Below are 15,207 nucleotides of genomic sequence, written 5' to 3'. Positions count from 1 at the left end.
CTTCCCGGGTAATTGCCGCTCCCACCACGGAACTTGAGGGCGCGAAGGGTGTTTTCGGGGAGCATTTCGGGGGCGCATTCGCGTCGCAGACGCCTTGTCGGGTACGGGTGTTCGGCCCTACGGGCAGTTGAGCGCCGAAGCGCCCTCCGGGGATTGTAAGCGACTCCACCACGCCTCCAGCGTGCGCCCTTCATGGCAGCATGGTGAATCAGTTCGTACGGTGCACTGGTTGTCCACAGCCTGTGGAGGCGTCCATGCGGTGGTTGGTGGGGTGGAGCAGCACCGCCGCGAGGGCCCCGGAGATCGGCTCCGCGGGGGCCACCGGGCAGGACGGCGAGACCGTGCACCCGGTGGGTTCCCAACTCCTGTGGGGAGACCCGGACCCGCTCTGGGCGGTCGGCGACTGGCGGCCCGACGAGGTGCGGGTGGTGAAGGCCGACGCCCAGACCCGGATCGCGGTCCTCGGCACGTGCGGGGCGTCCGACGAGCAGCTGCGGGTCGGTCTCTTCGCCGCGCGCGGAGGCGCACTCCGCCACCTGACGGCGTGGCCGGGCAGCTACACGGCGATCGTCCAGGTCGGCCGCCGGGTCACCGTCTGCGGAGACCTGGCGGGCGCCCCCCGCCCCGTCTTCTACACCCCGTGGGCGGGCGGTACGGCCTACGCCACCGCCGCGCTCCCCCTCGCCGACCTCATCGAGGCCAATCTCGACTTCGGCCACCTCGCCGCGCTCCTCGCCGCCCCCGACGTACCGGCCGCGCTGCACGACTCCACGCCCTACGACGGCGTACGGCGCATTCCGCCGGGGCATGCGCTGATCCTGCGCGCGGGGGCGCGTGAGATCGCCGGCTACGAGGCGGTCGCTTCGCTCGCGGTGGCGGCGCCCTCGGCGGACCCGGACAGCGCGGTCGACGCGGTGCGCGACGCGCTGGTGGAGGCGGTACGCGCGCGCTTGGCGGCACCGAGACACGTCCCGGGCGCCGACATAGACCCGGGTCCCGTCCCGGGCATGGGCCCGGCGGAGCGCCGCGCCGCGCGCGGGATGCCGGTGGCGGGCATCGGCGCGGACCTCTCCGGCGGCCCGGCGTCCGGGACGCTCGCCCTGCTGGCGGCCGGCCTGCCGGGCATGCCGGGCACGGTCCTGGGCCACGGCACCGGCGCGGGCGAACGCCTGCTGGCGGTCACCTTCAACGACCTGGCGGTCGGCGGCCGCGAGGCGGAACTGGAGCGGGCGGGATCCCTGGCCGCCAACCCCCGCCTGCACCACGTAGTGGTGACGGGGGGCGAGGAGTCCCTCCCGTACGCCGAACTGGACGGCCCCCTGACGGACGAACCGGGCCAGTCCCTGGTGACGGCGGCCCGCCACCGCACCCGCCTGGCCGCAGGCAGCGCGGACCACTTCACCGGCTACGGCGCCCGCCAGGTCCTGGACGCGCACCCGGCCCGTCTGGCCGACCTCCTGATGGACCGCAAACGCCGCCACCTGGTCCGCCCCGTCGCGGCACTCGCGAAGGCGGACGGCTCGGTCATGGTCCCCGCACGCGTGTACGGCGCGGCCCGGAAACTGTCGAGGACCCCGTACCGGGCGGGCCTCGACCTCCTCGCCGAACGCCTCCTGCAGCGCCGCTTCGACGAGCCGGGCGGCGCTGTCGGCGCGTCCCTCGCCGCCCTCACCTGGGCCAGACCGGGCCCGGCGGCCCGCTGGCTGACCGGCGAGGCCCTTGCTGAAGTATCGGTTCGCCTGCAGGCGTCGACGAGCCGCGCGGCCGTAGGCCCGGCCCAGCGCCCGGGCGACTACCGTGCACGCGCAGCCCTGGCCCGCCACGCAGCAGACCTGCGCATCCTGGAACAAGCAGCCGAGATCCGCTCCCAACGCCTGCACGCGCCGTTCCTGGACAACCAGGTGGTCCGCGCCTGCCGCGCCCTGCCCGAGGCGCTGCGCGTCCAGCCGGGTGCGCGCGCCGCGATCCTCCGCACGGTCCTGGAAGGCGCAGGCGTGAGCGACCTCCCACCCGGCTGGGGCGCCCCTTCCCACGCCTCGGCAGCGGTAGCGGCCCGCACGGGCCTCCGCGTCGCCGCGGACTCCCTGATGGCCCTGTTCGGCACCCCCCTGCTGGCGGAGGCGGGCCTGGTGGAGGCCCGAGTCGTCCGCAAGGCCCTGCGCGCAGCGGCAGCAGGCGAACCCCTCCCCCTCGACGGCCTGGCAGACCTGGTCTCCCTGGAACTCTGGCTACGCCGCCTACTCTCCCGCCGAGGAACCTGCTGGACAGGCACCCCCGCCCGCCAGAGAGCAGTACCGGCGGGCATCACACCCCGGAGGGGCGCACTGGCATCTGGCGGGGGAGCGGGTGTGGCGTGAGCCGAAGCCGTCGGTGCCCCTGACGGGGCGGACCTTTCCAGCCGCCGGTCCGCGGGGTTGAAGGGGCGGAGCCCCTGGGGACGGGACGGGTAGGGGCGGCGGGGGCGAAGAACACCCCGGCGCCCCCACCCGCACCGACCCCCGAAACCCCGGCCCCCACAAACCACGTGCCCCACCCCCAACCCCCAGCGACAATGACCTGGTGCGGTACAGAATCCTGGGCGTCACCCATGCAGAGGACGACCACGGCACCGCCCTACCCATCCCCGGCCAACGCCTCCGCACCCTCCTCACCGCCCTCGCCCTACGCCCAGGCCGGGTCACCACCACCGACACCCTCATCGACGAGGTCTGGTCGGACACCCCACCCCAGGACGCCCCCGGCGCCCTCCAGGCCCTCATAGCCCGCCTCCGCCGCACCCTGGGCAGGCAGAGCATCACCTCCGCCCCCGGCGGCTACCGCCTCGATGCAACCCAGGACGACGTAGACCTGTTCGTCTTCGAACGACTGGTACGCCAGGGCACAACAGCCCTCGACCACGGCGACCCGCACACCGCCGCACACACCCTGGACAGGGCCCTCGCCCTGTACCGCGGCCCCGCCCTCGCCGACCTCCCGGACCGCCTCGCCGCCACCCGCCCCGACGCGCTCCACCGCGAGGCGACAAGGGCCCGCATCGACGCGGACCTGCACCTCGGCCGCGCCCACGCCGCCGTACCGCACCTGAAGGAACTGACCGCGGCGCACCCGTACGACGAACCGCTGCACGCCCTCCTCATCCGCGCCCTGCGCGACACGGGCCGCCCGGCCGACGCCCTCGCCGCATACGAGACCGCCCGCCGCTCCCTCGCCGATGGCCTCGGCACCGACCCGGGCCCCCAACTACGCGCCCTGCACAGGGAACTGCTCACCCCGACGACAGCACCACATCGCACGCCCACCCTCACCCCCACCCCCACCTCCACGCCCGCCCAACCCGAACCCCCCACCCGCACCGGCAACATCCGTCCCCGCCTTACCTCTTTCGTGGGCCGGGAACCAGAACTCGACGCCATCCGTTCCGAATTGCACAGGGCAAGGCTCGTCACCCTCACCGGTCCGGGCGGCTCCGGAAAGACCCGCCTCGCCGAGGAGGCCGCCGCCGGGCTCCCCCAGGCGTGGCTGGTCGAACTGGCACTGCTGGACCGCCCGGAGGCGGTGCCCGGCGCGGTGGTCAGCGCGCTCGGTCTGCGCGAGACCGTGCTGATGGCCACCGAGCTGACGGCCCCGCAGGACGACCCCCTCGCCCTGCTCGTCGAGTACTGCGCCCCGCGCAGCCAACTCCTGATCCTTGACAACTGCGAACATGTCATCGAAGCAGCGGCAGCCCTCGCCGAGACACTGCTCACCCGCTGCCCCGGCCTCACGATCCTCGCCACCAGCCGTGAACCCCTGGGCGTCCCCGGCGAGTCCGTGCGCCCGGTCGAACCCCTCGTCCTCGACCAGGCGCACCGCCTCTTCGAGGAGCGCGCCTCCGCAGTCCGTCCCGACGCGGCCGCCGTGCTCCGCGACCGCGCGGCGGTGGAGGAGATCTGCCGCCGCCTGGACGGCCTGCCGCTCGCCATCGAACTGGCCGCGGCCCGGCTCCGGCTGCTCACGCCCCGCCAGATCGCCGACCGCCTCGACGACCGCTTCCGCCTCCTCACCTCCGGAAGTCGTACGGTCCTGCCCCGCCAGCAGACCCTGCGCGCGGTCGTCGACTGGTCCTGGGAACTCCTCGACGAGCGCGAGCGCACGGTGCTGCGCGAGGTCTCCGTGTTCGCCGGCGGCTGGGACCTCGCGGCGGCGGAGGCCGTGTGCACCGGCCCCGCGACCGATCTCGTCGGCGCGCTCGTCGACAAGTCCCTGATCGTGGCCACCCCGGCCGAGACGCCGAACGACGGGACCGGCTCCGGCGGCATGCGCTACCGCATGCTGGAGACCATCCACGAGTACGCCGCGGAGCGCGCCGCCGAGACCCCCGAACTGCGCGCCGCGGCCGAGCGCCGGCACAGCGCGTGGGTGCGCGCGCTCGTGGAGGAGGCCGACCCCCTCCTCCGTTCCGCGGACCAACTCCCGTGGATCTCCCGCCTGGAGGCCGAGTTGGACAACATCCGCGCCGCCCTCCACCGTGCCCTCACCGCGGGCGCCGAGCCGGAGGCCGCCGCCCTCGCCCTGTCCATGGGCTGGTTCTGGTGGCTGCGCAACTACCGCCACGAGGCCGAGTCCTGGCTGGACCAGATCCTCCGCCTGGGCGCCGGGCTGGACAGAAAACCCGCTTCCCAGGCCGCACTCCCCGCAGCCTGCACCAACCCCACCAACCCCATCGACCCCGTAGACCCCCTCGACCCCGTAGACGTCTACCTCGCAGCCCCCCACGCCGAAGCACACCACCCCCACCACACCCTCCGCATGAACCTGCGCATGCTGCATCTGTTCATGAAGTCGGACACCCAACCGATGGACGAGCTGCTGGACGACCGGCTGCGTCGGTACGTCGGCCGGCTGCGGGAATTCTTCGAGCGAGGCGGTCCTGAGGCGGCCCGTATGCCGGGGCTCGTCTGGCCGTTCACCACCTTCGTCCTGGACAGCGCGCAGGACGTCCGAGCCGCCCTGGACGTCTCCGTCGCCAACTGCCGTGCCCACGGCGACGACTGGGCGGTCGGCGTCGCCCTGATGTTCCGTACGCACACGGCCGTCGACTCACCGGGCGGCATGGAGGGCGTGGACGAGGACCTCGCGGAGCTCCGGGCGTTGAGTCGGCGCGTCGGCGACCGCTGGATGCGGGCCCAGGTGTGCAGTGCGGCAGGTGAGGCGGCGATGGCCAGGAGCCGCCTGGGGGAGGCCGAGGGCGAGTACGAGGAGGCGCTGCGGCTCGCCTACGAGGTGGGCGCGTACGCCGAGACACCGTTCCTGCTGGCCCGGCTGGCCGAGATCGCCTACCGGGCGGGCGACCGCGCGGCCGCGGTCAGCGGGCTGGACGAGGCGACCGCCGCCGCCGACCGCTACGGCGTACCGGACTCCAGGGCGTTCGTCCTGCTGATGCGCGCCCAGCTCGCGCTGGACGAGAGGGACACGGCCCGTGCCCGCGCGCTGCACGAGGCGGCTCGCGCGGAGATCGGACGCGGCACGCCTCCGCCCCAGTTCCTGGTGCTGCTGAACGCGATCGACGCTCTGGTGACGGTCGCCGAGTCGGGCCCGGCGTACGGACTGCCGAAGCTGGCCGACACCGTCCGTGAGGCGGTGGAGCGGCGCTGTGCCGACGTGGTCACGGCGACCCTCGTGGACGGCGCGGCCGTCCTGCTGTCCGACCTCGGGGACCATCCGCGCGCGGTCCGCCTGCTCGCCGCCGCGCAGGACTTGCGCGGCGGCGGACCGCGCCTCATGCCGGAGCGCGCCAAGGCCGAGCGGGCCGAGGCCGCCGCCCGCGCCGCGCTGTGCGCCGAGGAGTACGAGGCGGAGTCCACCCGGGGCGCCGCCCTGGCCGCCGACGATCTCCTCGCCGAACTCGGCGAGGCCCTGCGCAGACACCCTGCCGAGCCGCTCCCGTAGCCGGAACCGAACCGCAGCGGTACGACGCTATGAGCAGGTGAACTTCGAATCGGCCCAGTCCGCGAGCGTCAGGGAGTCGAAGCTGCTCTGCGGCTGCACGACCAGCCGTACGGTCCGGTGCCCGGCGAGGTTCACATGGACCGGGACCGCCGGGTGGCTTGCCTGGACCATCCCGGACTGCCACAGCCGGACGCCGTCGGCGTAGACGGAGAAGTAGACCCGGCCGAGCCCCAGGGTCATGTCGTCGACGCCGACCACGGCGTCGTAGGCGGAGCAGGTGCGGTTGAGGTCGACGGTGACGGAGGACTCGCCGTGCACGGTCACGCCGTGCACGTACTGCTTGCCGGCGATCGCCATGCCGTACCGCTGCCACACCCAGCTGCTCTCGCCGAGCCGCATCTCGGGCTTGGTGCCGTCGCCGCCGAGGTTGTACGACAGTCCGCTCCACTGGTAGACGGCCGGAACCGGCGGCGGAGTCGGGGTGGGTGTGGGCGTCGGCGTGGGCTTCGGTGTGGGCTTCGGTGTGGGTTTCGGCCTGGGGGTGGGGGGCGGGGTGGCCTTCGGCCGGGGAGTCGGGGTCGGAGCAGACCCGGGGGCCGCCGCGCGCACGATCACCGGCGGCTTCGGCTCGGACTTCTCCTTCGGTGGGATCGGCTTGGGCGACTCGGGCCGGACGGCCGGCGCCGAGGCGGGTGGCTTCGCGTCCGGCTTCCGGACCGGGGTGTCGCTCCCGGACATCGCGAGGGCCACTGCCACACCCGCCGCGGCGAGGACACCGGCGGCGATGCCGATCTTCGCGGGCGCACCCAGCCCCTCGGAGGCCGCCGCGCCACCGGCGCCCGCCCCGCTGGAGGAGCCGCCGCTCGCCGCGGCGGCCGCACCCGCGGCGCCCGCCGCGCCGGCTCCGGTACCGCCCGCGATGAGCGCGGCCACCTTGGCGTACCCGGCGGCACCGAACCAGCCGATGACCGCGACCGGCACGACGCCCGGGATACCGCTGGCGACTTCCTTGATCTGGCCCGCGGCCAGCCGGCACTTGGCGCACTCCTCCAGGTGCTTGCGCAGCCCACGCTCGGCACGCGTGCGCAGTCCGCCGCGGGCGTAGGCGCCGAGCCGGTCGGCGTAGCGGGCGCACTCCTCGTCGTCGGTGAGCGTGGCGCTGACGTGGGCCTGGAGGTAGGCCTGCTTGAGGCCCTCGCGGGCGCGGCTGGCGAGCACCCGAGTGCCGTTGGCGTCAAGACCGAAGAGCGTGGCGACCTCGCTCGGCGACTCGTCCTCGACCTCGGTGTGCCACAGCACGGCCTGCCAGCGCTCCGGCAGCGACCGGAAGGCCTGCATGGCCATGGACTGCTCGGCCTCGTGCATCGCGCGCACATCTGCGCCGAGGTCGAGTGTGTCGTCGTCCGACACCTCGGAGGAGCGCGCGGCCTGCGCCGCGAACACCGCGAAGTCGTCGACCAGTTGCTCCCGCTTCGCGGACTTCGTCCAGTTCGCGGCCACGCGCCGGACGGTGGTGAGCAGATACGCGCGTACGGCGTGCTCGGGGCCGTGGCCGCCGCGCACCGCCTGGAGCATGCGGGCGAAGACCTCGGCGGTGAGGTCGTCCGCGGTGTGGGCGTCACGGCAGCAGGTGCGGGCGTAGCGCCGCACCGCGTCCGCGTGGCGCCGGTACAGCTCCTCGTACGCCGTGTCGTCGCCCGAGCGCATCCGCCCGATCAGGTCGGCGTCGGAGGGCGGCAGGTCCCTGGGCGGCGGCAGGACGCCGTCCTCCCGCCGGTCGCGCTGCGCCGGGACACTGCCCTCGACGGGCTCGACCGGCTCGCCGCCCTGCGGAGGGATGACGGTCTCCGGGCGGCCGCCGCCGCGCGGGACACCCGCCCGTCCGCCCGGCCCGCCCTGACTCGGCACCTGCGGCGAACCACCGGCCTCCGCGTCACCGTCACCCAGTGGCTCGTCCCGCCCGTCAACGCTCATCGCGGAAAGCCCCCGACGCCTGCCCAACCAGTCCCGAACACCGGGTCAGAGTGCCATATTGGCTTTTGTTCAGGACCCCTCGGAGCGGACCATCCACCCGTCCGTGGGGACTTGTCGTGCCGTAGTACTAGCCATCGCCCATTCGGGGAAGGCTCAATTGACGCCCGACAGGCGGAAGTTGAGCGGCAGTTGAGTGGCATGCCAGAAATGTCCTGCTCATTTCCGGCCCACGCCGGGCGCGCGAGCTGCGCAGTGCCCACGCCCCACCGTCACCTCTTCGAGTTACGGGCCGTTCGAGTTACGGACTGCCGGAGACGCTGACACGCCCTGCCCCGCAGACGGGCCGCCACCTCAGGCCGGCCGCGACCGCAGCCCCTCCAGCAGGATGTCGAGCAGCCGTGCCGAAGCGGCCGCCTGCTGGGCCGCGTCCGGCAGCGAGGGCGCCGCCGTCGCGATGACCAGCAGCACGTCCGAGACCGACACGTCGGCCCGCAGCTCACCCGCCGCGCGCGCCCGCTCCACGAGCTGGCCCACGACCTCGAGCAGCGCCGCCGCACCCGTGTCGTCCTCCGCAGAGACCTTCGGGGCCCCTTCGGGAACGAGCCGCAGCTCCCCGGAGCCCGGCTGCGTCCGCTGCTGCGGCACCCGGGCCTCGTCGAAGACCGTGCCGTCGGACCCCTCGTCGCCGGCCGAGACCCGCAGCACCTGCGGCGGCAGCAGCCGCCCGGCGCCCGAGGCCACCGACGTGCGCAGGAAGCGCGAGAGCGCCGACCACGGCTCGTCCTCCTGCCCGAGCGCCGCCCGGGCCTGGTCGGTCAGCCGGGAGGTCTCCTCCTCGGCTATCCGCCGTACCAGGACGTCCTTGCTCGGGAACCGCCGGTACACGGTCCCCACACCCACCCGCGCCCGCCGCGCCACGTCCTCCATCGGCGCGCCGTACCCCAGCTCGCCGAAGACCTCGCGCGCCGCGCGCAGTACGTGCTCCAGATTGCGCTGTGCATCCACGCGCAGCGGCGTCGTACGCGAGGTGTCCCCGCGTCCGTTGCCCGTCGCCGCGCTCACCATGCCGCCCGATGTCAGTGCAGACGCGGACGACCAATGAGAGTCCTGAACATGCATAAGCGTTCCCCCGGTAATGACGTCTCCCCCCGGAGACTCTCCCCGCCATTCATTGGTTGCCGGAGCGTGGGAACAAGCCCGGTTCACCGGCCCGCTTGTCGCGGACTCGACGACCGATGAGTGCATCCCCCTACACCCCGTCAAGACACGAACATAGTTGAGAGGGAGTCAATTCAGAAGGGGCAGGTTCCGCACAGAGCGCCCCCCGATCGGAGTACGGGTCGTATACGTCCCGATTGCGCCCCTCAAGGTCATCCGGCGCACACCCGCTGACCTGCAATCCTTCCGAGCGCTTGGACAATTCGGCCAACCCTGGGCGTCCCCGGCCGTCCGTCACACAAATTGTCGGGGCTGTGGACAAACTCAAGCGCTGGGTGCGTCATGGGATGGTGAAGGAACGTGCGCGCATTCTCGTTGTCGGCGGTGGCTACGTCGGGATGTACACGGCCCTGCGCCTCCAGCAGAAGCTGAAACGGGAACTCAGGCGGGGCGAGGCCGAGATCACAGTCGTCACTCCCGACCCTTACATGACCTATCAGCCATTCCTTCCCGAAGCGGCCGCCGGTGCCATTTCACCCCGGCATGTCGTCGTACCGCTGCGCCGGGTCCTGGACCAGTGCCATGTCGTCGTCGGCGAGGTCCAGTCGATCGACCACGCCAAGCGCACCGCCGGCGTCATGACCCTCGCCACGGAGGAGGAGGGCGCCGGCCCCGAGCACATGACGTACGACGAACTCGTCCTCGCCCCCGGCTCGATCTCGCGCACGCTGCCCATCCCCGGCCTCGCCGACCACGGCATCGGTTTCAAGTCGGTCGAGGAGGCCATCGGCCTGCGCAACCACGTCATCGAGCAGATGGACATCGCCTCCTCCACCCGCGACCCCGAGATCCGCGACGCGGCCCTCACCTTCGTCTTCGTCGGCGGCGGCTTCGCCGGGGTGGAGGCACTCGGCGAACTCGAGGACATGGCCCGCTACGCCGCCCGCTACTACCACAACGTGCGGCCCGAGGACATGAAGTGGATCCTCGTGGAGGCCTCCGACCGCATCCTGCCCGAGGTCGGCGAGGAGATGGGCCGCTACACGGTCACCGAACTGCGCCGCCGCAACATCGACGTACGCCTGCAGACCCGCCTGGAGTCCTGCGCGGACCGCGTCGCCGTCCTCAGCGACGGCGCCCGCTTCCCGACCCGTACGGTCGTCTGGACGGCCGGCGTGAAGCCCAGCCCGCTGCTCGCCGCCACCGACCTCCCCCGCACCGAACGCGGTCGGCTGAAATGCACCCCCCAGCTGACGATCGACGGCACCACGCACGCGTGGGCGGCAGGAGACGCGGCCGCCGTCCCCGACGTCACCGCCGCCGAACCCGGCGCGGAGACCGCACCCAACGCCCAGCACGCGGTCCGCCAGGCCAAGCTCCTCGGCGACAACATCGCGCACTCCCTGCGCGGCGAACCCCTTCAGACGTACTCCCACAAGTACGTCGGCTCGGTCGCCTCCCTGGGCCTCCACAAGGGCGTCGCCCACGTCTACGGCCGCAAGCTGAAGGGCTACCCTGCCTGGTTCATGCACCGCGTCTACCACCTCAGCAGGGTGCCCACCTTCAACCGCAAGGCCCGTGTCCTGGCCGAATGGACCCTTTCGGGCCTCTTCAAGCGGGAGATCGTCTCCCTGGGTTCGCTCGAACATCCCCGAGCGGAGTTCGAACTCGCGGCCGGTGGAAAGCCTCCTACCGACCCGATGAACGACCCGAAGGGGTCGTCCTGACCGGACCGAGGAACTCCACCGACCGGGTGGGCGTCTCACGGATGTCGCCCCGGTAGGCCACACTGCCAGACTGATCCCCGCCCCCGGGGCGAGCAGATGCTCGCCCTTCGAACCCAAGAGGCTCTCTCCACCGTGCTGCATCCCGGGGGCGTCACGCCCCAGCCCTCCGGCCGGGTCCGGAGTCGGCCGAAGACGCCGAAGACGACGACACGAGGCAAGGATTCGTGAACTTCACGCGCTGGAGCGCCCGGCTCCCCGGAACGCAGCGCCGCGCCGCAGCGCGGACCGATCACACGGCCGCCCCCGACCGGCAGGCCGAGGCCCCGGGCGCCGTGCCCGCGGCCCGCGCCGAACAACTCACCGACGAGCACGCACCCGTACCGGCCGTCGACGAACTCCCCGTCCGCGAGGTCCTCGACCGCGTCCCGGCCCTCGTCGCCCTCGTCCACGGCCCCGACCACCGCGTCGCCTACATCAACGACGCCTATGTGACGGCCTTCGGCGTACGGCCGCTCGGCGAGCCCACCCGCGAATCCCTCCCCGAACTCGACGAACTGGGCCTGCTCCCGCTCCTCGACCAGGTCCTGCGCAGCCGCAAGCCCCGCACCCTCAAGTCCCGCAAGGCCCCCGACGGCCGCTCCTACACCTTCACCTGCACCCCGGTGACAGAAGGCGAGAACGCGGGCGTACTGGTCTTCGCGACCGACGTCACCGACCACGCCGAGGCCGCCGAACGCCTCCGCGCCAGCGAACGCCGGCAGCGCGAAACAGCGGTCACCCTCCAGCGCTCGCTGCTGCCCCAGGAACTCGAAGAACCGGACGACCTGCGCATCGCCGCCACCTACCAGCCCGGCGGCACCGAGGCGGCGGTCGGCGGCGACTGGTACGACGTCATCACCCTCGGCGGCGGCCGCACGGCCCTCGTCATCGGCGACGTGATGGGCCGAGGCGTACGAGCTGCGGCCGTCATGGGCCAACTCCGCACGGCGGTCCGCGCGTACGCCCGCCTCGACCTCCCCCCGCACGAGATCCTGCAGCTCCTCGACGGCCTGGCCACGGAGATCGACGCCAACCAGATCGCCACCTGCGTGTACGCCATCCACGACCCGAACGAGGGCCGCCTGGTGTACGCCTCCGCCGGCCACCTCCCGATCCTCGTCCGCGACGAGAGCGGAGTGGTCCTGCGCGCCGACGAACCGACCGGCCCGCCCCTCGGCACGGGCGGCTGGATGCACGCGTCGGGCTCGATCCCCCTGGGCCCCGGCTCCACAGCCGTCCTCTACACGGACGGCCTGGTGGAACGCAGGAACGAGGACCTGGACGAGGGCATCGCGGCCCTGGAGCGCGCCCTGTCCGGCGCCACGGGCACCCCGCAGGTCGTCTGCGACCGCCTCGTCCGCTCGGCAGGCGTGACGGCGGACCACGACGACGACGTGGCCGTCCTGGTCCTCCAGCACCCGGCCCGCACCGGCCCGGACAGCGACCTCTTCCGCAACGCGGCCCTGGAACTCCTCGGCGGCATCGAAGCGGCCCCACGCGCGCGTGCCTTCGCCTCCGGCGTCCTGACGAGCTGGCGCTTCCCGACCGAACTCCACGACCTCGGCGTCCTCGCGGCCAGCGAACTGGTCGCCAACTCCCTCCAGCACGGCACCCCACCCATGCGCCTCCGCCTGCGCCGCACCGACCGCCGCCTGATCATCGAGGTCACCGACGGCGACGACCACCTCCCCCGCCGCCGCCGAGCGGAACCCGGCGACGAGTCGGGCCGGGGCATCGCCATCGTCGCGACGATCGCCTCGAACTGGGGGTCGCGCCGGACGCCGGGGGGCGGCAAGGCGGTCTGGTGCGAGTTCGTCCTGCCGAAGGGGTAACGCCGCGGGGACTTCCGGCCGTGGCCGGGTGCGGGTGCGTGCTGGGTTGCTCGCGCGGTTCCCCGCGCCCCTAGGGGGTGCAGTCGCTGCACCTGCGGGCAGTCGTGCCGCTGGGGCGGCTCCCGACCCAAGGGGAGCGGCACCTCCGAGCGGGCAGCGCCCGAACCCGCCCACCCCAGCACCGGGTGCCCTACGCCTCCGTGGCCACAGGCTGGGCAGACGCCCCACCCCGGGCAACCACTCGGCTCTGGCGCGCCAGCCAAGGCTGGTCCTGCACCGGCGTGAGCCCCTTGCCCAGCCGCAACGCCAGCACGCTGATCCCCAGCGAGAACAGCAGGAACGTCACGATGTACGGCCCGTGCAACGAGGCCCCCAGCGGCCCGCCCACCGCAGGCCCGACCGCCAGCGCAAGCTGTTTCACCAGGGCGAAGGCGGAGTTGTACTGCCCCGCCATCCCCGTCGGCGCAAGATCGGCGACCAGCGGAGCGACGGTCGGCGACAGCATCGCCTCACCCAGCCCGAACAAGGCATACGTCGACACGAAGGCGGCCGTTGCCATCTCCTGGCTGCCGTGCCCGAGCCCGGCGTACCCGGCCATGACCCACGCCACGGCCCAGATCAGCCCGACAACGGCGATCACCCGGGACCGGCGCCGGCGCTCGACGAACCGCAGCACGGCGAACTGCGCGACGACGATCATCAGGGTGTTGGCGGCCAGCGCTGTCCCCAGCGCGGACGTCGAAATCCCCGCAGCCTCGACCCCGTATGCACTCAGCCCCGACTCGAACTGCCCGTAGCAGGCGAAGAACAGCACAAAACCCAGCACGGACAACTGCACCATGGCCCGGTTGCCGAGCAGCTGCTTCCAGCTGCCCTTCGTGGACTGAGCGGGCGCGCCCTCGATGCGCGGGGAGTGCGGCATCCGCACGGTGGTCATCACGACCGCGAGCAGCAGGAACACCGCTGCCTCGATCGAGAACAGCAGGGTGAAGGAGTCGACGCGCGTAGAGTCCACAAGATGGCCGCCGATGAGCCCGCCGACACCGAGCCCCAGGTTCTGCAGGAAGAACTGCATCGCAAAGGCGCGCGAGCGGGTGTCCGCCGTGGAACAGTCCACGATCATCGTCGCGAGCGCCGGCTGCATCACGGCCTGCCCGGCGCCGAGCGCGGCCGCCGACAGCAGCACGGTGGTGCTGCTGCTCGCCAGCCCCAGGCTCAGCGCCCCGATGGCGGCAGTGACCAAGGCGGCGAGCAGGACCGGCCGGGGACCGCGCCGGACGATGGCCCGCCCGGCGAACGGCAGCACGATCAGCGCGGCCACAGCAAAGACGGCGAGTACGAGTCCCGCCGTCATGGCCCCCAGCCCCCGCACCTGCGCCACATAGACGTACAGGTAGGGGACGGTGAAGCCGAGCCCGAACGCGCTGAGTGCGTTACCCATGTGGATCCGGCGCATCGCTGCGCCCATCGCCCTGGTCACGTTCACCTCTCTCAGTAGTTAGGAGTGAAGACTTAGAAGCTAAAGTTCGAAGCTAAACACTACACCCAGAAGAACTTCAACGCCAAGCGTGCCCGTGCCATACTTCGCCCATGGGCGACACCCCCGGCACCCTCGGCGAACCGACACTCGAAGAGCAGATCGCCGCCTACCAGCGCGAGTTCCGGGACCTCGATCCCCAGGTCGAAAAGATCGTCTCGGCCCTCTCCCGCCTGAACCGCCGTATGAACGTCGCCTACGGCCGCCAGACCTCCGCCCTCGGCATCAGCAACGCCGAGTGGGAGGTCCTCAAGGCCCTCGTCCTCTCCGGCGCCCCCTACCGCCTGGGCCCGAGTGATCTCGCCAAGCGCCTGGGCCTGACGCCGGCCGCGATGACCCACCGGATCGACCGCATGGTCGCCGAGGGACTGGTGACCCGGGAGCGCGACGAGTCCAACCGGGTCCGGGTGATCGTGGAGCTGACCGCGGAGGGCCGCGAGAAGTGGCTCGAAGCGATGCGCATGGCCACGGTCTTCGAGGAGGACCTCCTCCAGGACCTGTCCCTCGAGGAACGCACCGCCCTCGGAGAGGTCCTCACCCGCCTCCTGCGTAGGGTGGAACACGCCCAGCCGGACGCGGGCGGACGCCTCACCGACCTGGACTGAAGCCCGACATAAAAGATCTTGACAGAGGGTGCTTGACAGCGCTCTCGCGGATCCGTAGAGTTCTTCGGGTTGCCACGGAGCCGTAACGGTTCTGCGACAGCACCTCCGCCGCACGAGCGGCACCTCAAACCATCAGAACGATCTCCCAATGGGATTGATATCGGCGTGCCCGAATTCAATTCGATTCGGACCCGGCAGCTCGATTAGGAACTGCCGAAGGGATCCGCTAAGGTTTGAGACGTCGGAACGGCCCAACGGCCGGGAGGACAGCCCCTCTGACTGGGAGTCAGGCCCGAAAGGATCTGATAGAGTCGGAGTCGCCGGAAAGGGAAACGCGAAAGCGGGAACCTGGAAAGCACCGAGGAAATCGGATCGGGAAACGGTCTGATAGAGTCGGAAACGCAAGA

Annotated in this window: 8 protein-coding genes; 5 read left to right on the top strand and 3 right to left on the bottom strand. The window is 72.2% G+C overall.

Features of this window, described 5'->3' with window-relative positions:
- Nucleotides 1-254 precede the first annotated feature (254 nt).
- Together IH68_RS0123390 and IH68_RS0123385 are read left to right on the top strand one after the other, a co-directional pair.
- Complete coding sequence (locus tag IH68_RS0123390; protein ID WP_030938402.1) at nt 255-2,357, top strand: asparagine synthase-related protein; 2,103 nt, start codon at nt 255-257, stop codon at nt 2,355-2,357.
- A 202-nt stretch (nt 2,358-2,559) separates the two neighbouring features.
- Nucleotides 2,560-5,928 (top strand): BTAD domain-containing putative transcriptional regulator, encoded by a 3,369-nt coding sequence (locus IH68_RS0123385; protein ID WP_030938401.1) that lies wholly within the window; start codon nt 2,560-2,562, stop codon nt 5,926-5,928.
- 27 nt (nt 5,929-5,955) lie between these two features.
- Here IH68_RS0123385 and IH68_RS0123380 read toward each other — a convergent pair whose 3' ends face one another.
- Together IH68_RS0123380 and IH68_RS0123375 are read right to left on the bottom strand one after the other, a co-directional pair.
- Nucleotides 5,956-7,902 (bottom strand): sigma-70 family RNA polymerase sigma factor, encoded by a 1,947-nt coding sequence (locus tag IH68_RS0123380; RefSeq protein ID WP_030938400.1) that lies wholly within the window; start codon nt 7,900-7,902, stop codon nt 5,956-5,958.
- 351 nt (nt 7,903-8,253) lie between these two features.
- A complete protein-coding gene (locus tag IH68_RS0123375; protein ID WP_030938398.1) occupies nt 8,254-9,021 on the bottom strand; it encodes a TetR/AcrR family transcriptional regulator in 768 nt (255 codons plus the stop codon).
- 386 nt (nt 9,022-9,407) lie between these two features.
- Here IH68_RS0123375 and IH68_RS0123370 point away from each other — a divergent pair, with 386 nt between their 5' ends.
- Together IH68_RS0123370 and IH68_RS0123365 are read left to right on the top strand one after the other, a co-directional pair.
- Nucleotides 9,408-10,787: an NAD(P)/FAD-dependent oxidoreductase gene (locus tag IH68_RS0123370; RefSeq protein WP_030938396.1), complete on the top strand. Its 1,380-nt coding sequence runs from the start codon at nt 9,408-9,410 to the stop codon at nt 10,785-10,787.
- Between the two features lie 224 nt (nt 10,788-11,011).
- On the top strand, nt 11,012-12,658 hold the full coding sequence (locus IH68_RS0123365; protein WP_030938394.1) for an ATP-binding SpoIIE family protein phosphatase: 1,647 nt from the start codon (nt 11,012-11,014) through the stop codon (nt 12,656-12,658).
- A gap of 190 nt (nt 12,659-12,848) precedes the next feature.
- Here the strand turns inward: IH68_RS0123365 and IH68_RS0123360 are convergent, their stop codons facing one another.
- A complete protein-coding gene (locus tag IH68_RS0123360) occupies nt 12,849-14,099 on the bottom strand; it encodes an MFS transporter (RefSeq protein ID WP_234341528.1) in 1,251 nt (416 codons plus the stop codon).
- A gap of 149 nt (nt 14,100-14,248) precedes the next feature.
- Here IH68_RS0123360 and IH68_RS59860 point away from each other — a divergent pair, with 149 nt between their 5' ends.
- The gene (locus IH68_RS59860; RefSeq protein ID WP_030938383.1) at nt 14,249-14,800 is read left to right on the top strand and encodes a MarR family transcriptional regulator; all 552 of its coding nucleotides are present in this window, start codon (nt 14,249-14,251) and stop codon (nt 14,798-14,800) included.
- Nucleotides 14,801-15,207 lie beyond the last annotated feature (407 nt).

The organism is Streptomyces sp. NRRL S-646, from assembly GCF_000720765.1.
Classification (GTDB): domain Bacteria; phylum Actinomycetota; class Actinomycetes; order Streptomycetales; family Streptomycetaceae; genus Streptomyces.
The sequence above is the reverse complement of the archived record's forward strand: the minus strand, read 5'-3'. Positions and strand labels throughout refer to the sequence as shown.